Genomic DNA, 24,029 nt, shown 5'->3' with positions numbered 1-24,029 from the left:
TCTAGTTTCCTCCTATAATATAAGAATAATAATAAATACTGATACCGCTTACATTTAATTTTTTATATTCAGACTAAAAAGAGAAAGTCTGCGCATTTTAATGCTATATGCATTTTCTCGTTGTTTGAATCTTTAAATTGATTTTATCATTATTCACTTAGTTTGTCTATTCAATAAACTAAGTTTGTGCTAAAATAAACGTACCAATTTACGTAAGGAGTTTTATAAGTGCCGCCAATTACTTGGAATCAACAAGTCGTCAAAAAAAATAACAAATCACTCGTTTTACAAATGATTATCGAACAAGAGCCACTATCCCGTGCTGATATTGCCCAGGTAACCGGTTTAAATAAGGCAACCGTTTCTTCTTTAGTAAATGAGTTGTTAGAGGAAGAACTGACCTATGAATCCGGCCCTGGTGAATCAAGCGGCGGACGCCGTCCTGTCCTGCTTCATTTCAATAAAGGTGCAGGTTTTTCGATTGGAATCGATATTGGGGTTAACTATATTTTAAGTGTTTTAACCGATTTAAGAGGTGCAATTCTGATTGAAAAAAAACAACCAATACTAGATTCCTCTTTTTCTGTTGTGATCGAACAGGTAAAAAAGATGATTCGTACTATCACGGCTGAAATGCCGGACAATCGGTACGGCATTATTGGAATTGGAATTGGCGTTCCCGGAATTGTAGATAAAGAAGGAGTCGTACTGCTCGCTCCAAATTTAGGCTGGAAGAATATTACCTTAAAAAAAGAGATTGAGGATGAATTTAACGTCCCGGTGTGCATTGAAAACGAAGCAAATGCAGGCGCTTATGGCGAAAAACAATTCGGTACAGGTCAATATTTACAAAATATCATTTATATCAGTGCCGGAATCGGAATCGGTGTTGGAATCATTTTAAATGGAGATTTATATCGCGGTAAAAGTGGTTTCTCAGGAGAAATGGGTCACATGATTATTGATGTGGATGGCAAGCAGTGCAGCTGTGGAAGTAAAGGCTGCTGGGAAGCATACGCTTCAGAGCTCGCATTGCTAAAGCTTGCGAACAACAAGGATACAACCCTCGAATCCTTAATTCAATTAGCGGAAGAAAAGGATGAAAACACCTTGAAGCTTTTTGAACAAATCGGCACCTATCTTGGCTATGGAATTAACAATATTATTAATACCTTTAATCCCGAGCAGGTCATGATTGGGAATCGTTTAGCAATGGCTAAAAAATGGTTAGAACAACCGATTCGCAAAACCATCGAAACCCATACCTTGTCATTACACCAAAGTGATTTACAGCTTCTCTTTTCAAAGCTTTCGATTTATTCAGCCGCATTAGGCGCTTCTGCTTTCGCAGTGGAGAATTTTATCAAAGACGAAATAAAAAATCCTTAATTTTCATTAAACAACCCCACCTTATATTTAAATAATGGTGGGGTTGTCATTACTTTTTACAAAACAAATGTATTGAAGGAATCCGGTTCTAAGGTAAATTGATATTTTTCGTTATCTGCTTCCAGACAAAGTTCACGCTGATCTTTAAACGGATTTGCAATGACAACCACCTTCGATCCGTCAGGATTTTTAAACGCAACCGTATTTCCGGTCCATGGCCCTACTGTTTCAATTCTAACAGCACCGGGTGTAACAAAATGTGAAAAATGTTTCATAACATAAAACTCCGGATTATATATCACTTCTTTTGTTTCAGGATCTACGGTAATCATCGAATTTTGTTCCCAGCCCCATGTACTTCGTCCAAACGGCTCCAATACCATATTCCAATAGACATATGAATTTGCCCCATTTACAAAGTAATGCCGGAACAAATTATAGACGTATTGAGCATATTCCCAGGTGTTTTTTCCGTCACCGCATTCATTTTCTGTCTGCATATAACGAAGTTCCGGATAGCTTTGTACCGTTTGTTGGATTGCATACTTACCTGCCCATTGGTAACCGACACCCTTAATGTATTTATATGCCTCAGGGTCGCTTAGCACTGTATTAGCGAGTTGATCATAATCTGAAGCTGATTTTTGAAATAATTGCTCGACAATTCCATTGATGGTACCTAACCATATTTCCGTGTCCAGCCCATGTTTTTCAAAGACCGGACCTAAATAATCGCTTATAAATTCGCGAAGCTGCTCACCGGTCCAAACACAGGAAGGGAATTTCTGGTCAGCAACCACTTCATTTTGCACATGTATTTGGTCAATCGTAATCCCCTCTTGTTTATAGGCCTCCACAAACTTTACAAAGTATAAGGCATACGCTTCTAAGACTTCCTTCTCGAACCGTAGTGTTCCATGGTTATATGCTTTAGGAAACTTCATCCATGTAGGCGGACTCCATGGCGAAGCAAATAATTTCATTTCAGGATTACGTTTCAACGCTTCTTTAATATAGGGAATTAAATAGATGCGATCCCGGTCAATATTGAAATATTCCATATGATAGTCTGAATCTACTTCATTATGACTATACCACTCCAAGGCATAGTCGCTCGCCCCGATTGGAAGTCTGCAAATATTGAATTTACACTCTCCATTAGGATCAAACAAGGCATCATAAACTTTATTTCTGTCATCTTCTGTCAGGTGTTGAATAGCTGTTATTCCAAGCTCATTAAAGCAGCCGCCAAAACCTTCTATAATCCGTTGATTCTGCTCTGTCAAGGTTAAATTGGGAGAACCGGATTCTGTTTGGAACACTTCTTTCTTGGTCCAAGCATTTTGCTTTTCTGTGGAAAACCATTGAATAGACTTACTTCTCATATTCGTATCCTCCAAACTTATTTTAAAAAGTACTTAATTCCTCTATTATAAGAACTCCCCAGGGCTCTATTTCCAATGTTTGTCCCATTTCCACTGTTCTTTCAGTTAACAATTCCCTTCCCCCATTATGAGGATATGTAAAGGAATTAGGGTTCTCAGAATAATTAAAGTAATAACGCAGATTCTTTCCTTCTTGATTGATTCCCGACTTAACTATTAATGGAAAGGCAAGCTCCTGATCTGCTTCCCATAGAGCAGCTTTTTTTACCGCATGTTCCAGTACCTTTTTCATGATGGCTGCGCTCGGTATGCAACCAATGTATGTTGCAGCACCTTTGCCGTAGCGGTTCTCAGTGACAGCCGCATATTTCCCCCAATGAGGGTGGTCATAATAAGCCAGAACCTCTGCCGTTGTTGGAGTAATCAGCTCCATCCATGTTTCAACTGTATTATTGTCATTGCCCACCTGAAAGGGATCGTTTTTTAACGAAACATTTTTCGGCTCAACAAACATATTGTAATAAATGCCGCAAGCCTCATTAATGATCCCCGGCTGGTGAGTAGTTCTTACCTTTACATTTTCATCCGTAAAACCACTCTTAAAGGTGTAAACAATATGCCCGCCATTTTTGACAAATTCATTTAATCGTTCTAATAGAAGATCAGAAGCAGTATATAATGCCGGAACGATTAACAGCGTATAGTCTTCGAGATTTTCACTGGACGTATGCACAAAATCGCATTCAATATTCATTTTGTAAAGCTCGTCATACATCATTCGAACAATATCATTGTAGTTTTTCGAACCGGAAAAATTAAATTTAAACCATTCAATAGCCGTTAACGATTCATTACTTACCAGAATGGCCACTTTGTTGTTTTTCTTAAGATTAACTAGTTTTGGAGATAGCCTGTTGAAATCCCTTCCAATTGTTTTTGCTTCATTGAACACGGGATTCGGTTCGAAATCATGGCTTAATAATCCTTTCCAATAGGTTTCAAACGAATTATGGATGGAATGCCAATGCCAGTAAGCTACCATATTAGCCCCGGAAGCAAGATGACTAAATGCCTGCAATCTCAATTGACCCGGGTATGGAGTCCAGTTCGTGAAAGCCTGAGCCTCTGTTTCTATCACTAGATAATTTTTTCCCTTAGTGGATCTAGCAACGTCTCCTCCAAATGATATTTCAATCCCTGTAAGTTCATCTTGTGTAGGATGATAAATATCCACTCCTGTAACATCAAAAGCCCTTGATGCTTCAAAATGATCGACATTCGGCTGGATGCCGTAGGAATACCCTCTCCATTCAAAGTCAAAGTTTTGTGTTACAAACTGATCAGATCGCTTATATTCATTGACGATGGATACTTGCCAGCTAAGGAAATCAGTTACGAGCTTACGCTGAAATCTAGAAAACTCTGAGCCAAGGCTGCCATTAATGGTTCCGACAACTGAAGGAAAGTCCTCCCAACTATTTATCCTGTTACTCCAATAATCCAACCCGAAGTTCTTATTTATCTTTTCAAGTGTTTTAAACTTTTCTTTCATATATTTAACGAATAACAGTTGTACGTTTGGACCTGCAGTGTTGTAGTGTTTTGTTTCATTATCGGTTTGGTATCCAATCACCGCAGGGTGGTCTTTTACATGGGCGATCAATTTTCGTATGATTCTTTCAGCATAAAAAAGGTAGGTAGGATTCGTGATGTCCATAATCTGACGGGCACCATACTTTCCCGGCCCCTTTGGCGTTTCAGCCAACACTTCAGGATGTTCTTTCACCATCCAAGTTGGAACTGCATAGGTAGGAGTTCCAACAATGACTTTGATATCGGCATTATGCATAGCATCAAGTACCCGATCTACGGATGTAAAATCGAAGATTCCGTTTTGCGGCTCATGTGTACTCCATGTTGATTCGGCAATGCGAACAACATTAATCCCGGCATCCTTCATCATCTGGATATCTTTTTCTAATCTATCGCAGGGCATGTATTCATCATAATACGCGACCCCGTATAACAATTGTTTCATCAGGTAAACCCCTCCCTGTTCTTTACATACTGTTTTTTTAATTATTAGTTGTGTTAGATTTGCGCTCCAATCAACATAGTTACAAAATCAACAATGGCCTTTAACACAACCTAATTATTTAATAGCGCCTTCTGCAATTCCCTTCAGAATGTATTTTTGGAAAATCGCATAAAAAACAACTACAGGAAGGGCAGTTATGATAAGCCCGGAAAGAATTTTTGGCCAATCACTGTTGTATTCTCCAAATAACATGTTAACCGACAGCATTAAAGTGTAATTATTTACATCTGTCAGCATAATCAATGGCAATAAGAAGTCATTCCATAACCATAAAATATCTAAAATTAAGATGGTAGCAGTAATCGGTTTCAAGAGAGGAAAAATGATTTTCGTAAATATCTGAAAATCATTACAACCATCGATTTTGGCTGCTTCCTCAAGCTCTTTTGGTATTGATTTTACAAAGCCATGGTATAGAAAGATCGCCATGTTAACCCCGAGACCTATATAAATTAACCCTAAACCATATATGGACCCCTGAACATGCAGACCTTTCGATACTTTGGTCAAGGTAATCATAATGGAGTGAAAAGGCACAAGCATCGATGCCAGGAATAACGTGAAAATAAAATTGCTTAATTTACCCGGAGTTCTAGCCAATTTATATCCTGCCAATGATCCGCACAAAACAATTCCTGCTAATCCGATAACCGTAACAATCACGGTATTCCATGCGCTATGGAATAAATTTAACTGTTCAAATACCCCTTGATAGTTTTCAAAATGCAATTTAGTAGGCAGCTTCAAAACCGATTTAAAAATTTCCCCTTGTGTTTTAAAGGAATTAATCACAGCCATATAAATGGGGAAAAACGAAATCGCGGCAAAAATTGCCAGAATTAGTGTAGTTGCAACCCCATACATCTTTTTCATTATGCTTCCACCTCTTTCTTTTTCAACACTTTCACTTGAATCAATGTAATCACTAAAACAATTAGAAAAAGAATCATTGCTTTTGCATTGGCATAGCCATATCTAAAATTATTCGAAAAGGCTTCTTCATAAATATTAAGTGCCATAACCTCTGTCGATCTTCCCGGTCCGCCTGAAGTAAGCGCATAAACAACATCAAATACTTTAAAGGCCCCATTCAATGTTAAGAACGCACAAATCGTAATAGCATGCATAATCATAGGTATCGTCACATGAATAAGTCTTTGAAAAGGATTCGCTCCGTCAATCAAAGCTGCCTCTTTAAGGTGTGACGGAACACCTTGGAGTGCTGCCATATAAATGACCATCATATAGCCAATCCCATGCCATAATGACACGATTAGAATCGAGTAGAAGGAAACATTCGCATTACCGATCCATGGTTGATCAAGAAAGTGAAAAATGGCTTGTTTCGATAGTTCAGGAAGTACATTTGTAAAAATAAAAGAAAACATTAAGGCACTAATGATCAAACTTAACATATTAGGCATAAAGAAGATGGTTCGAAAAAAACCTTTTGTTCTAACCCTGGTTTCAATGAATAAGGCTAGAAGCAATGCAACCGCGTTCTGAAAGACAAACATGAACGCCGTATATTTCAAAGTAAAGAAAAAGGAATGACGAAAATCAGGGTCATCTCTAAATGCTTCAATATAATTACTAAAACCTACAAAATGAAAAGTTTGGGATAGAGCATTCCAATCTGTAAAGCTGTAAAATCCTGCCCCAACCGTCGGAATCAATAAAAATACAAAGTAAAATAGAAACGCCGGTAGAACGAATAAAACCAAGCTAAATGCACCTTTTTGTTTTTTCAAACTTAATGCACCTTTAGACCTTATTTTCGGCTGCATTTGTTCGATTATCATTTCACTGCTCTGTTTACCTAACTGTGACATTACCCCACACCTCACTGACATATTGTTTTGGATAATGATAAAGACAGCTGTAAAGCTGCCTTTATCGTTGGCTGATAGTTATCTATTTACTTATTATTTTTATTAAATTGATCCCATGCACGATCCAAACCTTTGATTACATCACCTTTAGATGCATCACCGGCAAGATAACTCTGGAATAGTTTTTGCGACTCGTCTTTAACCGCAGATGGAATGGCCGGATCCTGGTAGGCCCTTCCTTGTGATACATATTCAGATGAATCTTTTAACCACGGGAACGGTTCAAACGTATGAACTTTGGAAACAGGATTAAATCCAAGACTTTTATAAAATGCACTAGAATCTTTATCATCCAAAATATAATTGATTAAATCCTTGGCTACCGCTTTATTTTTGCTCATTTTAGATACGGCAAGTGATGTTGATGTACTAAGATTTAACAACGTCGCTTTCGGATTATCGTTTATAGGCAGTGGAGCAACCCCAAATTGAAAGTTTTTATTTGCACTAAGAATGGAATCTGCCATCCATGGTCCTTGTATCCACATTGCTGCCTTACCATTTGCAAAATCGGATGCTCCTTGATCTTGTCCGTTCTCAAAGGCTCGGCTAGTACCGTTTGCGTTCGCTAAATCCATGATCGTAAACATGTCTTTTATTTCTTTAAAAGAACCTTTTCCCGCATTCATATTCTTAATAAAATCAGGCGCATCCGTTTTTAAATCTCCGCCTACTGTCAGAGGCAGAAATAATTGCGGGATGTATGCATCTTTATACGTTAACAAAAATGGCGTGATTTGATGTTGTTTTAAAACAGTAATCGTTTGTTTCATTTCTGAAATCGTCTGCGGGATTTTTAGACCTAAGTCATTGAAAATCTTCTTGTTGTATAAATATCCCCATTGAATAGTCTCTAAAGGAACTGCTACAACCTTTCCATCTGTTGTGGTTACAGCGGGTTTAACCGTGTCATATAATTTAGTCACAAATGGTTCTTTTGATAAATCTTCCAGATACCCCGCTTTATTAAATAAAGGGATATCATTAACTGCGTGAAGACTAAAAATGTCCGGGCTATCACCTGATGCAAGTCTGGTTTTTAATAGCTGTGATGCCTGGTTTACATTTGGCAGCTCTAATTTGATATTGACATCAATATTCTTGTCCTGCTTCTCTTTTTTAACAAACTGATCAAAATAGGTTTCGTATTGCTGTTTAAATCGTGGTTGTCCAATGAAAACTTTTAAATCAACTTTTTTTCCTTCCTTTGCCGAACTTTGACCGGATGCAGTGTCGTTAGAATTACAGCCTGCTAACAACCCAATTGCCAGAATCATGATAAGTAAGGATGAAATCGCTTTCTTCATTTTAATGACCCCCTGATTAATAGTTAAATCATACTTTTATATTAATCATTTCTTCCCTATCGGAAAATTGAAAATATTAGCGCTTACATTTGGACTTTTTTAGCTTTGCCTCATTTCACCGGGAGAAATTTTAAAATACTTTTTAAATACGCGGTAGAAATAAGAAATATCTTCATAGCCAACCATTGTGGCAATACTCTTTATTTGCAGCTGATTATCTTCAAGTAATTGTTTTGCCTGATCCATGCGACGGCTAACGATATATTCTGTGATATTACATCCATACATACTTTTGAATGCTTTGCTTAAATATTCCTTACTAACGAAGAACTTATTTGCTAATGATTCCAAAGAGATATGTGAATCCGCAAAATTCCGGTCTATATATTCCCTTATTTCCTCCAGATTTACTCTACTTTTCCGTTTTTTTAAATTGAGCATAAATTCAATATAACGTTTTCCTAAACCCTGTTGTTTCTTCAAGATTGAATCAAGTGATAGGCCGCTTTCATTAAGCAAATCCTCATTTTTTTCAAACACATCTGAAACATTACAATCATTTTTTATCATTTGCTCTTCTAATAAAAGAATAAATTCATGTTCAATCTTAGTAAGGACATTGCTGTCAATCCGATCTACTTTTTTTAATTCATTGAAAAAGCGCTGCATGGCGTTTTCAAAGCCCTCAGTATTTAACTCATCCAAAAAGGAAGCAATTGTTTTTTTATATTCCATAATCAAGGTGGTGATATCTTTACTTAAAAAAGAAAAAGGCCTTATAGAATGAGACCTTAACTGATGTATGATCTCCTGCGTACATTTTTCTAAAGCAAGATTTAATTCCACTGCATTGATTGGCTTCAGTAAATATTCATTAGCCTTCGACAAGATTGCCTGACGCATATAGTTAAAATCGTCATAGCCGCTGGCTACAATTAGCTTAATCTGCGGGAAGCGTTCTGCTACAATTCGAAGTAACTCCATGCCGTCAACACCCGGCATTTTCATATCAGTGATGACAATATCCGGGGACATTTGTTCAATTAACCTCAACCCCTCTTGTCCATCTGCAGCTTCCTCGATTACCTCGATACCATATTCCTCCCATTTTCCAAATTGTTTAATCGTTTCTCTTGTCCATTTTTCATCATCTACGATTAATATCTTGATCATTTTATATCCTCCAATGTAATCCGAGCGGGAATTCTAATCACTATTTGTGTCCCTTTACCAACTTCACTTGAAATATCAAGACCGTAATCATTACCGAAATACAAGCGGATCCTTGCCGCAACGTTTTTAATTCCGATGCTTCCTTTCGTATTCAAAGGATTGGTCGTACTTTTTATGTGCTCCCTAAGATCTTCTACTATCTCTTTCGATATCCCGACTCCGTTATCTGTAATTGTTATTTCTATATCTTCAAACACTTTTTGGACCTCAATGGATAGTATCCATAACCCCATTTTCTGTTCAAATCCATGGTTAAAAGCATTCTCTACTAAAGGCTGAATCGTTAACATAGGGATTGAATACGCTTCCGTACCTTCTTCGATAAATATGTCAGTTTTTACTTTTCCTTCAAAACGCAGGTTTTGTATATAGAGGTAGTTCTTGATATGCTCGATTTCATGGTCAATCAAAACCATGTCTCCTTGCTTTCCCGTTATATAGCGAAACATATCACTTAGGGCACTTATAATGGAATAAATCTTATCGGCATTATCGGCCACTGCCATTCCGCCAACCAACTGAAGCGTGTTGTATAAAAAATGAGGATTGATCTGTGCTTGCAATGCCTTAAACAGAGCCTCCTTCGTGGCAATTTCACTTTTATACTCTTTATCTATTAACTCTTTAATTCGATAAACCATTAATAAAAATCTTTTTTCCAGTAACCCAATCTCATCTTCCCGCATTGTTTTAATCTTTATATCAAAGTTTTCCCCTTCAACTTCTTGCATCGCATCTACTAATTGAATAATTGGCTTTGTGGTCCTAAGGGAAACAACGATGGATAAAATAACAGTAAGAAGGATTGATAAACCACTAATAATGATGCCAAATATCAACGTTTTCGTAACGCCATTCAGGAGCAATTTTTCCGGGACAACTTTTACAATGGCTACTTTATTATTAAAGGCTTTCTTAAAAAAAAGATATCCGTTGTTCATTTTAAGATGGGATTCACTTTCCTTACTTTCATTAATTGGTTTGATCAGTTTTTGAAAATCAACAGAGGTTTTTTTTATTTGATTTGGATTGTAAAGAATATGCCCTTTACTATCCAGCACATAGACAGAACTTTCCCGTTCTGATTTCAACATTTCAATGACACTGTCGACTATATTCCAATTAATATCAATCGATATTCCACCAACTATTTTTCGATCCTCAAATCTATTAATATTTCTTGTTAGCGAAAAATCTTGTTTATGTGGACCACTTTCAAAGCGATAATTAGGACTACTCAGCAAATGATTCCAACTTGCCCCATTTTGTGAAGATAGTTTCGATACTTTAAAATCGCCATCTTTTAGGGAATAGATTTTTTTACTTTCTTTAGCAAAAATCGAAACAGCATCGACATGTTCATTTCCATAGTAAATGGTCGATAATTTATCCTGGATATAGTCCAAGGTACTAAAGTCCAAAGGGATATTTTCATCATTGATTTGACTAATACTTGGAACTAACTTTTCATCAATTAAACTGGCAAACAATACTTTGTCACTTTCTTTTAATTTTTCATCAAGATATTTACCGGCCAGGATGATTCTTGAATCATTTGAATTCACTAATTCTTTTTCATAATTACTTTGCGAAACATTGATCGAAAATACGATTAATAATAGTAATGGCAAAATCATGACAGTAAGCATCAGAACCATTAGTTTGTAGCGAATACTGCTTGCTATTTTACGAGAAAGTTTTTGCTGCAAATGAAATAGACATTTATTTAGTGCTCCGTTTAATTTCGCCATAATTTTTCTTTCCTTTTCAAAAAGTTTCTTTATTAATATATAAGTTTTAAAATTGCGATTTGTCAAAAAACAATAAATGGAAGTGGAAATTAAGATACACCATCAGAATTTAGAAAATCTTTCTAGTTCATTTATCTGCTAAACGACTAAAGCATGAAAATAAATAATCCGATGGAATTATGATAAAATAAAAGAAACAAAATTTTCCCAAGGAGCATTATTATGACAATGAATACGAAGTTTAAAGGTTATATTGGGACGTATACGAAAGGCGAAAGCAAAGGGATTTACTCGTTTACGCTGGATGCACAGGAAGGCAAAATAACAAATGTCGAAGTAGCCGCAGAGTTAGAAAATCCTACATACTTAAACATTAGTAAAGACAATCGTTACCTTTATTCTGTAGTAAAAAAAGGAGAAGAAGGCGGTGTGGCTGCGTTTTCGATCGATGATTCATCATCGGAAATTACACCAATTAATACCCAGCTGTTATCCGGTTCTTCGCCATGTCATGTTAGTTTAGATAGTAAACGCCAGTTTTTGTTCAGTGCGAATTACCATAAAGGTTCTGTGGAATCTTACTTGCTTAACACTGAATCCGGTTCAATTGCTCCTCCAACTTCTGTCATCAAGCATGAGGGATCAGGACCTGATCCAAGGCAAGAAAAACCGCATACACATTATGCCGGTTTGACTCCGGATGAAAAATTTCTTGCAGTTGTTGAATTAGGAACAGATTGTCTAATCACTTATGAGGTAGGAAATGAAGCAGAATTAACGGAAGTAAGCCGATTGCCCCTGAAGGGCGGAAGCGGCCCGAGACATCTTGTTTTTCATCCGAATGGAAAATTAGCTTACGTCATGACAGAGTTTAGTTCCGAAGTGATTGTGTTAACCTATCACACTGAAAATGGCCATTTTTCAGAAAGGCAGTATATTTCAACGCTTCCTGAGGATTTTACTGAAAATAATCAAGGCAGTGCGATTCACATTTCCTCTGATGGGCGTTTTGTCTATGCCGGAAACCGCGGACATAACAGTATTGCGGTATTTAGTACGGACTTGGAAACAGGAGAGCTTACTTTTGTCGAACGTACTTCATCTGAGGGAGATTGGCCTAGAGACTTTCAATTAGATCCAACAGAGAAATTCCTCGTTGGATCCAATCAAGAATCCGGCAATCTTGTGTTATATAAAAGGGATCCGGATTCAGGCAGACTTACCCTTCTGCAATCGGATATTATGGTGCCTTATCCGGTTTGTGTGAAGTTTTTAAATTATTAAATAAAATTAAAAAGACAGAAGAGCGAAGTTTGTGCTCAGCTGTCTTTTTTAATTTTATTTATTCTACTACATACTTCGGAATCTGATTTCTAAGTGCTAAAAGCAAGTTTTCCGCAGCTAAATCCGCCATTTTCATTCTAGTATTGATACTCGCACTGCCAATATGCGGAACGGTTACGACATTAGGAAGAGAGAGTAACGGATGATCAAGAGAAATAGGTTCTTGTTCAAAAACATCAAGGCCGGCTGCCCATATTTCCCTGTTTTTTAAGGCACAATATAGGTCGTCCTCATTCACGATTCCGCCGCGTGCAGTATTGATAAGAATGGCTGTTTTTTTCATTAAGGATAATTCCCGTGCACCAATAAGATTTATTGTTTCCGAAGTGGAGGGCGTCATGATACAAACAAAGTCAGATTCCTTTAATAATGAATCAAGTTCGGCAAATTTCATGTTCAAGTCTTCTTCTAATGAGAGCTTACGGCTGCGGCTATGGTAAAGAACATTCATATCAAAGCCTTTTGCTCTTTTAGCTAAGGCAGCACCTATTCTCCCCATTCCAATAATTCCTAGCGTCGCACCGTAAATGTCTTGTCCTGTCAATTGCATCGGGGACCAGGTTTTCCAGTTCCCGCTTCTTAAATAATCCGAGGATTCGACCAATCTCCGTGCTGTAGCCATCAAAAGCGCGAAGGTCAAATCCGCCGTTGTTTCTGTTAAAACGCCCGGTGTATTGGTTACAGTAACTCCCTTTTCTTTAGCCGCTTTAATATCAATATTGTTATACCCAACAGCCATATTACTGACTACTTTTAGCTGTGGTGCCTTCTCCAGCAACTCCATGTCCACTGTTTCCGTTATTAAACAGAAAAGTCCCTCCACATCCGCAATTTCTTTTTCTAATACTTCACGTGGTACAGGTATGTCCGTTTCATCCCATATCCGGATCTCACATTCTTTTTTCATTTTTGCAATAATTTCATCAGGAAGTCTTCTCGTAATATATACTTTTGGTTTCAATTCGAGCTCTCTCCTTTAAATAGGCTAATTGTTTTTCCTCACTACTAATCTAGGATCGTGTTTAACACATCGGTATTATAAAAGTAATAATTTCAATTATACATAAAAAAATCCAAATAGAAGAAAAAAACCCCCACAGGCGAATGATTTCTCCTTGTGAGGGTTTTTTTCGTTTAGCAATGATTGATTAAGCTTTTCAAGCCTCTACTTTTTGAAAAAATTGCGGCAAATATTCTTTATGTGCTTTAAGCATTTCATCCAAAATTTGTTTGGCAACCTTGTCAGAAGGAACAAGAGGATTTATTGTCATTGCAAGGAGTGCTGTATTATAATCACCTGTTACCGCTGCTTCTGCCGCTACTCGTTCAAATGATTTAATTTGCTGTACCAGCCCTCTAACAGCAACCGGGAGATCGCCAACAGAAACGGGCTTAGGACCTTCTTTTGTAATAATACTATTAACTTCAACTGCAGATTCATCCGGGATGCCGGCAATTGCGCCATTGTTTCTTGTGTTAACAGGCTGTATATCACGCTTGTCGTTGTAGATTGAATTAATTAGATTACAGGCTGCATCGCTGTAGTATGCACCGCCGCGCTTTTCAAGCTGTGGCGGTTTAATAGCAAGCTCAGGGTCTTTGTAAAGCTCAAACAATTCTTTTTCGACTTGTTTTACGACTTCAGCACGTGTGCCAACTGTATTAGCTGCTTCTAATTCTTCCTCTAGCATTTCACTTGTTTTGTAATAGTAACGATGGTATCCACAAGGAATCACCCCTAGACCGCGAAGGAAATCCGGTTCCCAGCCAAGAGCAGCAATGTTTTTCATCGATAACGCATTTTCAGGATCAGCCATTTTTTCAATGACCTGCTCAAGGACACTAACTCCATCTAAGTAAACGTTCAAACCAAAAACCATATGATTGAGGCCTGCAAAATCAACCTGGACACGATCCGGTGAAACATCAAGCGCTTTGGCAATCCCCATTCTGATCCCTACAGGCACGTTACATAATCCAACCACCTTTTTAAGGTTGCTGTAACGTAATACTGCTTCTGTTACCATACCTGCAGGATTCGTAAAGTTAACGAGCCATGCGTCAGGACATAATTCCTCCATGTCTTTACAGATATCCAAAATAACCGGAATTGTCCTAAGACCTTTGAATAAGCCGCCCGGTCCGTTTGTCTCTTGACCTATTACATTATACTTAAGCGGGATGCACTCATCTTTTGCTCTGGCATCTAATAATCCTACTCGAAATTGTGTGGTTACAAAGTCAGCATCTTTTAATGCTTCACGGCGATCAAGTGTGAGATGAACCTCAATCGGAAGACCGGCCTTTTCCACCATCCGTTTAGCCAATGAACCTACAATCTTTAGCTTTTCTTCTCCAACAGGAATATCCACTAACCAAAGCTCTCGAATAGGGAGCTCATCGTATCTTTTAATAAAACCTTCTACAAGTTCGGGAGTGTAACTGGATCCTCCGCCAATGGTTACAATTTTAATTCCTTTAGTCATGCTCTAACGCCTCCTGAGATTTTTAAAGTTTCATATAAGTCAACAAATTCTGTAGCTAAATCTTTTAGTGTGACTGCATTCATTAAGTGATCTTGAGCGTGAATCATTAATAGTGAGAGCTCTGTTTTCTCTCCCCTTATTTCATCCTGAATCAAAGAGGTTTGAATATGGTGTGCCTCATTTAATGCATTGCCGGCTTCTTGTAATTTTGCACTTGCTTCAGTAAAATTCCCCTGCTTAGCAGCTGCAATAGCTTCCATTGCAGAACTTTTTCCATTTCCGCCGTGTAAAATGATTTGAAAAATAATCCCTTCTAAGTTTTCCATAAAATTCCCTCCTGTTGTTTTCCATAAAGGATGCCTCCTAATGATCTGTCCCCATGAGAATGAGTCATCCTTTCAATGCTAATCAATTGGATGCTTCTGATTAAACTGCTTTTTTACCTAATGAGCTTTGAGTTCCGCCTTCTTCGACGAATTTCTGTTTATCCCACATTTTGAAGAATGGCAGGTAGATAAAGAAATCAAGAACGATATTAAATAACTGGATAATGGATCCAGATATATGACCGCCAGTAGCTAAATATCCACCGATAATCGGAGGAGTTGTCCACGGGATCGCAATACCTGCCGGTTTGGCTACAAGGCCTAAATCCATTCCAATATATGTTGTGATAACGTTTACAATTGGTGCTATGAAAAAGGGCACGATCATTAATGCGTTCATAACGATCGGCATGCCGAACGAAATCGGCTCGTTAATCATAAAGATACCGGGAGCTAATGCAAGTCTTCCTAACTGTTTCATTTGCATGCTTCTAGCCCAAATTAACATGATGATGACAAGGCCGAAGGTTGCCCCGGAACCCCCCATGTTAACGAAAACATCGATAAATTGTTGTGTAAAAATATGAGGTACCGGGTGACCGGCCTTAAACGCTTCCATATTATCCCCGGTAGCTCCCAGCCAGATTGGGCTCATAACACTGCCAACAATGTTGGCACCATGAAGGCCTGCTGACCAAAGTAGCTGCATAAGAAAGACTGCGATGATGGTTCCAAATAAACTGCCGCCTAATGCACCTAGCGGACCTGCAAGCAAATCGCCAATAATACTATGGATGCTGCCAAAATGTGTGTTTTCAACGGCTAAACGGAGTAACCAAACAATTGTTACAACAACTAAACCGGGAATTAAGGCGACGAAGGATTTTGCTACAGCCGGCGGAACGCCATCCGGCATTTTGATGACGATATTTTTCTTTACAATAAAATTGTATACTTCTGTAGAGAACATTGCCAAAAGCATGGCTACGAATAAACCTTTACTTCCCATTAACGCAACAGGAATTGCGCCGCCAACATCAACTGCTGTTTTTGCCCCTTCCGGTGTAAAAGGAACATGGAACGGTGTTGCCAGTAGGAAGGCACAAAGTGAGATAACACCAGCTGTTAAGGCATCAAGTTTATACTTTTCTGCCAAACGATAAGCGATACCGAAGGCTGCGATAAGCCCCATCATATTGAATGTTGCATCAACCGGGTACATTAATTTGCTTAGCCACTGGGCACCGAAGGTTTTAGCCATAAAATCAGAGTAACCCGGGATGGGCAGGAACCCTAAAATCAAGAAGATCGATCCGATAATAATCATCGGCATTGCGAGAATGATACCATCACGGAGTGCCTGTAAATGTCTTTGAGCTGCTAGCTTACCGGCCAAAGGCATAAAATTGTTTTCTAAAACGGTCATAAATTTGTTCATACCATCCCACTCCTTATTGGTTAATTAAATTTAGAGCATGTTTTAGAACTTCAGGACCGTTACACATTCCGTAGTGAACCGGATTAATAGAATCAACCGGGATGTTCTTTTCTTCACCTAACTTTTTCATTTGCGGCAACAAATAGCGAACCTGCGGCCCAAGTAATAACACATCGGCATGGCCGATATGATTTTTTACCGCTTCGGCACCCTCTGCCCAAATTTTGCATTCAAGCCCTTGTTCAGCTGCTGCTTTTTCCATTTTTGTTACTAATAGACTTGTAGACATACCCGCTGCACAGCATAATAAAATGTTCATTTCTAATTCCTCCTCAGTATTCTTTTCATATAATTGGATCGTTTCAAGAGAAGAGTTTCAGTGTTTTTTAATAGGATAAAAATGATTTCATTACACCTGCACTGCTCGTTAGAAAACGTTCTCTTTTTAACTCTCTCAGCTGTTTTTTTTATTATCCTCTCTTGATAGTTTCATTCTATTGTAAAAGCGCTTACATTTACATACATCCTTTTTCCGTTACTCAACGGAAATAATTGTTCAGAATAAACTAAAAATTTAACATGGAAATAGTATTAAAATTGATAATCCGGTATGCAGTAAGTTTTTAAATGTGTAAAATAAAAGAAAAAGCAGGATGAGCCCTTTACTCATCCTGCTTTTTACTTTTCTATGTATAATTGTTGTGCAAATTTCAATACTTCTTGACCATTAAAAGTCCCGTAGTGGACCGTATTGATTACTTCAACGGGAATGCCTTTTTCATTACCTAACTTTTTAAATTCAGGATACATATATCGCACATGGGGCCCTATCAATAAAACATCTGCCTGATCGATTTGTTTTGCAACTGTTTCTATAGGGATTGCCCAAATTCGGCATTCAATACCTAGTTCCTGAGCACTTTTTTTCATTCTTGAAACTAATAAACTCGTTGACATACCTACAGAACAGCATAATAAAATATTCATTGTTACTCCCCCTGCGGTGTTCTCCGATCATTTAAAGAAAATCATTTCAAATTCCTTGTAGGTTTTACATTTGATGAGTTGCTGCACCACATGACTGTTATCAATTATTTTAATTAACAAATCATACATGTTTTGTAAATCGTTTGTACTATTTTTCTCAACGTTCAATAAACAAACGAATTGAACCCTTTTTCCGCCCCAATCAATCGGTTTCTTAAGTGTACATATTGACCAAAAGGTAGATTCTGTTTGCGGTGTTACCGGATGAGGAATCGCAACGAAATTACCGTAGCTTGTAGGCGAAAGGGCTTCTCTTTCAAAAACCGCAGTTAAAAAGTTCTCTTTTACAAATCCCATCGATTCCAACTGTTTTCCTAAAAAATACAATACTTCTTCCCTTGTATTAAAATCCTTTTGCAGAAATACGAGTTCTTTTCTCGTATATTTTCGTTTTTCATCCGAATGTTCTACTAAAACATTTTCGATTTTCTCAAAATCCTTCCAGCCAAGGATGGTGTTAACTTGAATATTAGGTACAGGTAATTTTGCAGTAACGGGAATCGTGCTAATAAGCAAATCGATCGAATGCATCGGAATTTGATTCAATTTATAATATTCGGTTGTCCCGACAATCTCGAGCTTTGCTCCGAATTTCGATTTTAGCTTTGAAGCCAATAACCGAGCACTTCCTACCCCGGAAGCACAAACAATGATACATCTTTTTGGTTGACTTCCTATTTTCATATTTTCAATTGCTGCACCAATATGAAGGGCCAAGTAGCCAATTTCATTTTCATTTATCTCAATATCCATTTCACGTTTTAGAACGGTTCCGGCAATAATCGCGGCTTGAAATGCAATGGGGTAATTGGATTTGATATCATCCAGTAATGGATTGGGTAAATTAATCCCATACCGAAAGCGATGAATGGCCGGTTTTAAGTGTAAATTCATCGCAATTTGAAGCTCTTTATCTTCCTTTATATGCAAGCCAAGCTCATGATCAATCCTATCTAAAATCTTTTCGACTATTTCGTTTAACGAATGATCAAAAATCCCTTGAATTTCTCTATCATTTAGGTGAAGCTGCGTAATCATCTTTGTACCAAGAAGGTGGATGGTGATATAGGCAATCTCAGATTCCGGAAATGAAATACCGAAACTCTTTTCAAGATTCCATACAATTTCTTCAGCAACATTATATTGTTTTTGACTTTTTATATCCATTAATTCATTGGGAAACAGGTTAACATATTTTTCATTTTGAATTCTTTTAAAAGCAATGGCGATATGAATGATAAGATTATTTAATCCAATATCGGATAGACTAATTTCATGTATCTTTATCTGTTCTAAGATAATTTTTCGAATCACAGCAATATCTTCTTTTGAAAATACATGAACAATTGTTTGTTCCATATCTAAAACGTGTTCGGATTGGTTAAATAGATGATCAGCCATACACAAGCGCAGTTTAAATTCATCCCCATTACATTTCAGCCCGAAATTTGGCCGTTTATCCAGCTTGATTCCATATGAATAAAGGATTTTTTTCGCTTCACGCAAGTCATTTTGTAAGGTTGATTTACTTATAAACATCTCATCGGCCATATCTTCCAGCTTAATATAAGCTTCCGCAAGTAAAAGACGCTTCACAATATAACTGACACGTTCTTCGGGTAATGTAGGTATCTCTTCGAATCCCTCTTTATCCTTATTGGTGACCTCATGTAAAAGTTGTAGAAAAAGTTGGTCATTGTGAATTTCAAGCTCGTACCCTGTTCCCCTTATAGATTTTATGGTACCCCCAAAATCAGAAACAACGGTTTCTAAGTCCTTTATATCCGTTCTGACAGTCCTCGACGTCACGTCAAGAACCTTTGCCAAATACTCACTGGTTACGGGTGATTCCGCTTTCATTAATTCTCGTAAAATAGCAGTTATTCGAGTATTTAACATAGCCTACCTCGCTTCCCGGAAGGAGTTTTAAAATTTTCTGCTTATAATCTATTTATTTTAACATACAGGCAATTATTAGATAAATCTTTGTTCAATAAAGCGTAAAAACAAATCATTCGAGACAATACTAAGAAGTAGTTGATTTAGGTTAAAAGGATGTGTCTTCATTGGATTTTTTTCGGGGACAGGAAGCATTAACGACCATGGAGTGGGTTTTAAGAACGGTAATCGCCTATTTCATTCTGCTCATTTTAGCAAAAGTCATGGGCCAGCGTGCTATTTCTCAATTAAGGTTACTTGACTTTGTGATCGCCCTCATGTTGGGAAACATCATCGCTCACCCTCTGTCTGACCAAACAATTGGAATGAAGGGTTCGATCATTTCCACCATTGTACTGGTGGCTTTGTATATGGGCGGTGTTTTCTTAAGCCTAAAGTGGGTGGGTTTTAGAAAGGTCGTTGATTCTGTGGCCTTTCCACTGATTAGTAAAGGAGAAATCAGTTATCAAGGACTTAAAAAGGCCAGAATTTCAATTGAAGATTTATTGGCTGAATTACGGAAGGAAAAAGTGGAGGATGTAAAAAAAGTTGCATTAGCCTTATGGGAATCTGACGGGAAAATTTCTATTTTTTTAGATCCTCAATATCAGCCGATAACCCCGGCAACCTATCAAATGCAAACAGAACCATTTGACCTGCCGAAAACAATTATTTTAGACGGCAAGATTAATTATCAGGTTTTGAAGGAAATCAATAAAGAAGAAGGTTGGTTAAGGAACAGTTTGAAAAACCTTCATCAAACAGAAGTACAAAATGTTTTACTGGCAACGATCGATACCAAAGACAAAATTCAAGTATTCCTTTATAAATAAAAAATCCTTCATTTTTCTTGACCGTTCAAGTAAAGTAATACTTTGTGGAATTATAATCGGTAAAAGAAGGGATTCGTTTTATGTCAAAATTAAATACTTCTACTACAATTTTTGCTTCCTTGCAATGGCTGTTTTTTATTTTTGCCAATACATTGGTTGTGCCCCTATCTGTCGGGACAGCCTTTCACTTGTCACCGGCAGTTATTGCGGTAACATTAAGGACATCTTTTATTTTCATTGGGATCGCATGTGCACTTCAAGGATTGATTGGTCATCGCTTTTCGTTAATGGAAGGACACTCGGGGCTTTGGTGGGGGTTAATCTTAAGCCTATGCTCAGCAGCAGCTTCTTCCGGGATGGCCTTTACGAGAGTGGGAGGGGCTTTGGCAACAGGGATGATATTAGCAGGGACCATCACCGTTTTAATTGGTTACTTCAATCTCATTCCACTACTGCAAAAACTATTTACGCCCATGGTCATGTCGGTTTACTTATTCCTTCTTTCCATTGAACTCATCCTTATTTTCTTTAAAGGAATGCTGCAAGTCACTTCTGATGGTTCATTGGATTTACCTGTCAGCCTCTTTTCGCTCGCTCTCGTTATTATTACGAGTGTGATTAGTATTAAAGGGAAAGGGATGATTAGCAATTTTGCAGTCTTAATCGGGATTATTGTCGGCTGGATTTTTTACTCAATCATTTTCGGCACGAACCAACAAGTTTCAACTGCCGGAGGATTCACATTTACCTTATTTCCGTGGGGAAAACCAAATTTAGAAATCGGCATCGTTTTAACTGCTTTTATCACCGGACTGCTGAACCTAACCAATAATATTTCAGCTGTAAAAGCAGCAGAACCTCTTTACGGCTACTCGATTTCAAACAAGAATTATAAACGTTCATTTATTATTACAGGATTATTATCGATGGTATCGATCGTTTTCGGGCTGGTTCCAAATTGTCCGTACGCCTCTTCGCTCGGATTACTGGAAAGCACGAGAATTCTTGATCGGAAACCACTTATCATCGGCGGTCTATTGTTTGCAGTAATGGGGTTAGTCGGTCCATTAGTATCATTTTTTACGACCCTTCCTGTCACAGTTGGAAATGCTGTCCTTTTTGTCGCCTACATGCAATTGTTTGGCACAGCCATGAAAAGTATGAAGTCCCAACAATTTAATTCCAAAACAATCTTTCGCTTTGCCATGCCCCTTTTGTTTGGGGTTTCATTAATGAACCTCTCTCCAGTTGTCTTTTCGAGCTTTCCCGTGTTAATTCAGCCTTTAATTAGCAATGGATTAATCATGGGATTGATTCTCTCCATCATTTTGGAGATGAGCGTCAAATGGGATGCGTTTGGGGAATTGGGCGAACCTACACATTAATGTTTTTATGCCATCTGTCAAGCCGACAGGTGGCTTTTTTAATGGAATGGTATGAAGGAATAGGCTTATTGAAATTTCCTTAAGATTGAGTATTCTATTTACATCATTTATAATGTTCTTAAAAATGAACAATGATCAGCATTAAATGAAAGAGGTATGGTGTACGTATGACTGAATCACAAACGGAAAGGATCCCGATTAATCGTCGAACTTTTTTAAAAAAAGCGGGAAAAATGTCTTTAGGCTTACTGGCAACAAGTATGGTTATGGGTACCTACTCTTTCAAGATAGAACGATTCTGGTATCAAATTAAGGAAGTTCAACTGAAAGTGAAAAATCTTCCAAAAGCATTTGCAGGTTGGAAAATCGTCCAGATTAGTGATATCCATTTAGGCTTTCACTATGGAATTGAGGATTTTCAACCCGTTGTAAATATGATTAATAACATAAGCCCGGATATTATTTTCTTTACCGGTGATCTCATCCAGATCGGAAATAGGGAACCGGAACTGGCTATTCCATTGCTCACAGAGCTGAAGACACCTCGCGGAGGAAAATGGGTGGTGATCGGTAACCATGATTTCTATACAAAGGATCAAGTCATTCAGGTATTACAGGACTCGCAATTTAAGGTGTTAGTAAATAACCATGATTTTATTGAGGTTAACCAACAACGTCTTTATATTGCAGGAATAGATGATGTTATGTATGGTTCTCCAAATATCGGAAAAGCAGTCGAAGGCCGATCGGACAATGATTGTGTGTTGTTGCTTGCACACGAACCCGATATCGCAGATGAAAGCAGTAAGTTCCCGATTAGTGCACAGTTTTCAGGGCACTCCCATGGGGGACAGGTACGTTTACCTTTTTACGGACCAATCATAAGACAGCCCTTAGCGACTAACTATAATGATGGATTCTATCAGGTTGGGGATAGTAAAATGCCATTGTATGTGAATCGTGGAATTGGGACAACTAACATTGCTATTCGCTTTTTTTGCAGGCCGGAGATTACGGTGTTTCATTTGAGCTAAAAAAGATTAAACCATCTGTTTGCGGCAGATGGCTTTTTTAATGAGGTAATAAAGCTTTTATCATACTGGTCACTCTCTTTTTATACAAAGAAAAATACATTCTTAAGAAGGATTGAGTTTGTTGATCCATCCTCCCCATTTCTGAATATAGCTCATGTCTTGAAGGCCAGAACCAACTATGGAGCTCAATCAAACTATGTTTTAACGAATCATAACTGAAAAATTGATAATCGATAAAATCAGCATATTGCTTAATTCCTTTAGCTGGACGGTATCTCCAAAGGGTTTTTCTCCTTTTATTCGGAAATTTTTTCATATAATCTAATTCAGGAAATTGCTGATAAAGAATGGATAAAGTCCTCATCATTCTTTTGTAGGTTTGGTGGGATTTAGCCAATTTAAAAATTTGCTCAAAGTCGAGCTCATCCCTAAATTTATAAATAACTTGAATGATGTCCAAAAAATATTTTAATGAATCTAGGTTATGCCGCCAACCATGAAGACAAATCATATAGAAGGTATGGTTTGGCGATAGTTCCTTAATATGTGTGGATGAACCAATGGAAGTCGATTGGTTCCAAAGATCCTCAATCTGAAAATTTGCTGTATTTTCTTTAACAAGGTTCCAGTGTAGTTCCACGACTAAAGAAATGGGACAATTTGGCATTTCCTTGCAAAAGCTACTATGAAAATGGCCGGGAATCTCTTCTCCATCTACTGTAAACCCTAATAATTTCACAGCATCAATCGCCTTACTTAAATCGTGATGTCTGATTAATAAATCAATATCCGATGTCGCCCTTGCCCCAATATGTCCGAAATATTTTTCTGCAAAATAAACTCCTTTAATGGGGATGACATCGATTCCTTGATCCTCAAAACTTCTTACGATTAACTCCAACTGGTTTTTAATCAAAAGGTTTTGATATAATCCTTTATCATAGTTGTCTTTTAGCCGTATTTGAAAAAATACCGGAGTTTGGTCTATTCTTCCCAGCTGCTTTAATAAAAAATAAATCTGAGAGGAGATTCCATCATTTTCAATATCTTGAAGAGAGTGATGATAGAAATTTTCATCATACAGCAACGGTGACTGTTGATTGTAGATGGCTTTGACTAACTCCATACTCATAAAATCACCTC

General features: G+C 37.7%; 20 protein-coding genes. 5 read left to right on the top strand and 15 right to left on the bottom strand.

Translation table 11 applies throughout. The features are described 5' to 3' along the window. Nucleotides 1-228: 228 nt before the first annotated feature. Nucleotides 229-1,389 (top strand): ROK family protein, encoded by a 1,161-nt coding sequence (locus tag AC3ANV_RS05105; RefSeq protein ID WP_488312586.1) that lies wholly within the window; start codon nt 229-231, stop codon nt 1,387-1,389. A gap of 56 nt (nt 1,390-1,445) precedes the next feature. Here AC3ANV_RS05105 and AC3ANV_RS05100 read toward each other — a convergent pair whose 3' ends face one another. The 7 genes from AC3ANV_RS05100 to AC3ANV_RS05070 all read right to left on the bottom strand — a co-directional run bounded on the left by AC3ANV_RS05100 (nt 1,446) and on the right by AC3ANV_RS05070 (nt 11,055). Next, nucleotides 1,446-2,774 carry a glycoside hydrolase family 30 protein gene (locus AC3ANV_RS05100; RefSeq protein ID WP_488312585.1) on the bottom strand — a complete coding sequence of 443 codons (1,329 nt, stop codon included), beginning with the start codon at nt 2,772-2,774 and terminating at the stop codon, nt 1,446-1,448. Between the two features lie 22 nt (nt 2,775-2,796). Beyond that, nucleotides 2,797-4,812, bottom strand: coding sequence for a beta-galactosidase (locus tag AC3ANV_RS05095; protein ID WP_488312584.1), 2,016 nt, complete (start codon nt 4,810-4,812; stop codon nt 2,797-2,799). A gap of 114 nt (nt 4,813-4,926) precedes the next feature. Further along, nucleotides 4,927-5,745 (bottom strand): carbohydrate ABC transporter permease, encoded by an 819-nt coding sequence (locus AC3ANV_RS05090; RefSeq protein ID WP_488312583.1) that lies wholly within the window; start codon nt 5,743-5,745, stop codon nt 4,927-4,929. Then, entirely contained in the window at nt 5,745-6,659 is a 915-nt protein-coding gene (locus AC3ANV_RS05085) for a carbohydrate ABC transporter permease (protein ID WP_488314143.1), read from the bottom strand. The genes AC3ANV_RS05090 and AC3ANV_RS05085 overlap by 1 nt, the downstream gene beginning before the upstream one ends. A gap of 131 nt (nt 6,660-6,790) precedes the next feature. Further along, complete coding sequence (locus AC3ANV_RS05080; RefSeq protein ID WP_488312582.1) at nt 6,791-8,071, bottom strand: ABC transporter substrate-binding protein; 1,281 nt, start codon at nt 8,069-8,071, stop codon at nt 6,791-6,793. A gap of 99 nt (nt 8,072-8,170) precedes the next feature. Beyond that, the gene (locus AC3ANV_RS05075; RefSeq protein ID WP_488312581.1) at nt 8,171-9,244 is read right to left on the bottom strand and encodes a response regulator transcription factor; all 1,074 of its coding nucleotides are present in this window, start codon (nt 9,242-9,244) and stop codon (nt 8,171-8,173) included. Next, nucleotides 9,241-11,055, bottom strand: a complete 1,815-nt coding sequence (locus AC3ANV_RS05070) for a sensor histidine kinase (RefSeq protein ID WP_488312580.1) — start codon at nt 11,053-11,055, stop codon at nt 9,241-9,243. The genes AC3ANV_RS05075 and AC3ANV_RS05070 overlap by 4 nt, the downstream gene beginning before the upstream one ends. Nucleotides 11,056-11,277: 222 nt before the next feature. Between AC3ANV_RS05070 and AC3ANV_RS05065 the strand changes: the two genes are divergently transcribed. After that, nucleotides 11,278-12,339: a lactonase family protein gene (locus AC3ANV_RS05065; protein ID WP_488312579.1), complete on the top strand. Its 1,062-nt coding sequence runs from the start codon at nt 11,278-11,280 to the stop codon at nt 12,337-12,339. A 58-nt stretch (nt 12,340-12,397) separates the two neighbouring features. On the opposite strand, the gene AC3ANV_RS05060 is transcribed toward AC3ANV_RS05065, so the two are convergent. From AC3ANV_RS05060 to AC3ANV_RS05030, 7 genes are all read right to left on the bottom strand, one after another. Next, nucleotides 12,398-13,360, bottom strand: a complete 963-nt coding sequence (locus AC3ANV_RS05060) for a 2-hydroxyacid dehydrogenase (RefSeq protein WP_488312578.1) — start codon at nt 13,358-13,360, stop codon at nt 12,398-12,400. Between the two features lie 196 nt (nt 13,361-13,556). After that, a complete protein-coding gene (locus tag AC3ANV_RS05055; protein ID WP_488312577.1) occupies nt 13,557-14,885 on the bottom strand; it encodes a 6-phospho-beta-glucosidase in 1,329 nt (442 codons plus the stop codon). Continuing rightward, nucleotides 14,882-15,211, bottom strand: coding sequence for a PTS sugar transporter subunit IIA (locus AC3ANV_RS05050; RefSeq protein ID WP_488312576.1), 330 nt, complete (start codon nt 15,209-15,211; stop codon nt 14,882-14,884). The genes AC3ANV_RS05055 and AC3ANV_RS05050 overlap by 4 nt, the downstream gene beginning before the upstream one ends. A 100-nt stretch (nt 15,212-15,311) precedes the next feature. Next, nucleotides 15,312-16,649 (bottom strand): PTS cellobiose transporter subunit IIC, encoded by a 1,338-nt coding sequence (gene celB, locus AC3ANV_RS05045; protein WP_488312575.1) that lies wholly within the window; start codon nt 16,647-16,649, stop codon nt 15,312-15,314. Between the two features lie 13 nt (nt 16,650-16,662). After that, entirely contained in the window at nt 16,663-16,968 is a 306-nt protein-coding gene (locus tag AC3ANV_RS05040) for a lactose/cellobiose PTS transporter subunit IIB (protein WP_488312574.1), read from the bottom strand. 359 nt (nt 16,969-17,327) lie between these two features. Then, the gene (locus tag AC3ANV_RS05035) at nt 17,328-17,636 is read right to left on the bottom strand and encodes a lactose/cellobiose PTS transporter subunit IIB (RefSeq protein WP_488312573.1); all 309 of its coding nucleotides are present in this window, start codon (nt 17,634-17,636) and stop codon (nt 17,328-17,330) included. Nucleotides 17,637-17,663: 27 nt separating this feature from the next. After that, a complete protein-coding gene (locus AC3ANV_RS05030) occupies nt 17,664-19,595 on the bottom strand; it encodes a BglG family transcription antiterminator (RefSeq protein ID WP_488312572.1) in 1,932 nt (643 codons plus the stop codon). Between the two features lie 167 nt (nt 19,596-19,762). On the opposite strand from AC3ANV_RS05030, the gene AC3ANV_RS05025 reads away from it, so the two are divergent. From AC3ANV_RS05025 to AC3ANV_RS05015, 3 genes are all read left to right on the top strand, one after another. Beyond that, nucleotides 19,763-20,467 (top strand): DUF421 domain-containing protein, encoded by a 705-nt coding sequence (locus AC3ANV_RS05025; protein WP_488312571.1) that lies wholly within the window; start codon nt 19,763-19,765, stop codon nt 20,465-20,467. Nucleotides 20,468-20,547: 80 nt separating this feature from the next. Further along, complete coding sequence (locus AC3ANV_RS05020) at nt 20,548-21,852, top strand: uracil/xanthine transporter (RefSeq protein WP_488312570.1); 1,305 nt, start codon at nt 20,548-20,550, stop codon at nt 21,850-21,852. Between the two features lie 167 nt (nt 21,853-22,019). Beyond that, on the top strand, nt 22,020-22,886 hold the full coding sequence (locus tag AC3ANV_RS05015) for a metallophosphoesterase (protein ID WP_488312569.1): 867 nt from the start codon (nt 22,020-22,022) through the stop codon (nt 22,884-22,886). A 37-nt stretch (nt 22,887-22,923) separates the two neighbouring features. On the opposite strand, the gene AC3ANV_RS05010 is transcribed toward AC3ANV_RS05015, so the two are convergent. After that, nucleotides 22,924-24,018 carry a nucleotidyltransferase family protein gene (locus tag AC3ANV_RS05010; protein WP_488312568.1) on the bottom strand — a complete coding sequence of 365 codons (1,095 nt, stop codon included), beginning with the start codon at nt 24,016-24,018 and terminating at the stop codon, nt 22,924-22,926. Nucleotides 24,019-24,029: the final 11 nt, after the last annotated feature.

It is taken from the genome of Neobacillus sp. DFD-2R, from assembly GCF_057747865.1.
Note: the sequence above shows the minus strand (reverse complement) of the source record. Positions and strands in the feature narration are given on the sequence as shown.

Coding starts and splice junctions, on each gene's coding strand:
- AC3ANV_RS05010 (WP_488312568.1), bottom strand. CDS start 24,018: ATGAGTATGGAGTTAGTCAAAGCCATCTACAATCAACAGTCACCGTTG.
- AC3ANV_RS05100 (WP_488312585.1), bottom strand. CDS start 2,774: ATGAGAAGTAAGTCTATTCAATGGTTTTCCACAGAAAAGCAAAATGCT.
- AC3ANV_RS05080 (WP_488312582.1), bottom strand. CDS start 8,071: ATGAAGAAAGCGATTTCATCCTTACTTATCATGATTCTGGCAATTGGG.
- AC3ANV_RS05035 (WP_488312573.1), bottom strand. CDS start 17,636: ATGAATATTTTATTATGCTGTTCTGTAGGTATGTCAACGAGTTTATTA.
- AC3ANV_RS05085 (WP_488314143.1), bottom strand. CDS start 6,659: ATGCAGCCGAAAATAAGGTCTAAAGGTGCATTAAGTTTGAAAAAACAA.
- celB (WP_488312575.1), bottom strand. CDS start 16,649: ATGAACAAATTTATGACCGTTTTAGAAAACAATTTTATGCCTTTGGCC.
- AC3ANV_RS05040 (WP_488312574.1), bottom strand. CDS start 16,968: ATGAACATTTTATTATGCTGTGCAGCGGGTATGTCTACAAGTCTATTA.
- AC3ANV_RS05065 (WP_488312579.1), top strand. CDS start 11,278: ATGACAATGAATACGAAGTTTAAAGGTTATATTGGGACGTATACGAAA.
- AC3ANV_RS05015 (WP_488312569.1), top strand. CDS start 22,020: ATGACTGAATCACAAACGGAAAGGATCCCGATTAATCGTCGAACTTTT.
- AC3ANV_RS05050 (WP_488312576.1), bottom strand. CDS start 15,211: ATGGAAAACTTAGAAGGGATTATTTTTCAAATCATTTTACACGGCGGA.
- AC3ANV_RS05090 (WP_488312583.1), bottom strand. CDS start 5,745: ATGAAAAAGATGTATGGGGTTGCAACTACACTAATTCTGGCAATTTTT.
- AC3ANV_RS05075 (WP_488312581.1), bottom strand. CDS start 9,244: ATGATCAAGATATTAATCGTAGATGATGAAAAATGGACAAGAGAAACG.
- AC3ANV_RS05020 (WP_488312570.1), top strand. CDS start 20,548: ATGTCAAAATTAAATACTTCTACTACAATTTTTGCTTCCTTGCAATGG.
- AC3ANV_RS05095 (WP_488312584.1), bottom strand. CDS start 4,812: ATGAAACAATTGTTATACGGGGTCGCGTATTATGATGAATACATGCCC.
- AC3ANV_RS05070 (WP_488312580.1), bottom strand. CDS start 11,055: ATGGCGAAATTAAACGGAGCACTAAATAAATGTCTATTTCATTTGCAG.
- AC3ANV_RS05055 (WP_488312577.1), bottom strand. CDS start 14,885: ATGACTAAAGGAATTAAAATTGTAACCATTGGCGGAGGATCCAGTTAC.
- AC3ANV_RS05030 (WP_488312572.1), bottom strand. CDS start 19,595: ATGTTAAATACTCGAATAACTGCTATTTTACGAGAATTAATGAAAGCG.